This window comes from Azohydromonas aeria, assembly GCF_009760915.1.
GTDB lineage: Bacteria > Pseudomonadota > Gammaproteobacteria > Burkholderiales > Burkholderiaceae_C > Azohydromonas > Azohydromonas aeria.
In genome coordinates, this window is the sequence record NZ_VIDQ01000214.1 from 1 (window position 1) to 572 (window position 572).

2 protein-coding genes are annotated in these 572 nt (G+C 70.6%); both read left to right on the plus strand.

Translation table 11 applies throughout. The features are described 5' to 3' along the window. Positions 1 to 386 (plus strand): ABC transporter permease subunit (locus tag FJ694_RS36600; RefSeq protein ID WP_198321202.1); only part of this gene is annotated, 386 nt, incomplete at its 5' end. After that, a partial coding sequence (locus FJ694_RS36605; protein ID WP_157272411.1) for an ATP-binding cassette domain-containing protein occupies positions 383 to 572 on the plus strand: 190 nt, incomplete at its 3' end. The genes FJ694_RS36600 and FJ694_RS36605, both read left to right, overlap by 4 nt.

Sequence of the window (572 nt, forward strand, 5' to 3'; positions counted from 1 at the left end):
CGTTCGGCGGCGTCTCGGGCTCGATGTTCGCCGCGTTCCAGGGCTTCATCTCGCCGGAGTCGTTCTCGCTGATGGAGTCGATCATGATCGTGGCGATGGTGGTGCTGGGCGGCATCGGCCACATCCCGGGCGTGATCCTGGGGGCGGTGGCGCTGTCGGCGCTGCCGGAGATCCTGCGCTACGTCGCGGGCCCGCTGCAGGAGATGACGGGCGGTCGCCTGGACGCCGCGATCCTGCGCCAGCTGCTCATCGCGCTGGCCATGATCGGCGTGATGCTGCTGCGCCCGCGCGGCATCTGGCCGCCGCCCGAGCACGGCAAGGCCGCGCCCAAGCCGGCCGACACGGCCAAGTCCTCCGCCACCGTCACCCAGGAGCGCGCGGCATGAGCAGCGCAACGAGCACCAGCAACACCGTGCTGAAGGTCAGCGGCGTGGGCAAGCGCTTCGGCGGCCTGCAGGCGCTGTCGGACGTGGGCATCGAGATCCGCGCCGGCCAGGTCTACGGCCTCATCGGCCCCAACGGCGCGGGCAAGACCACCTTCTTCAACGTCATCACCGGGCTCTACATCCCGG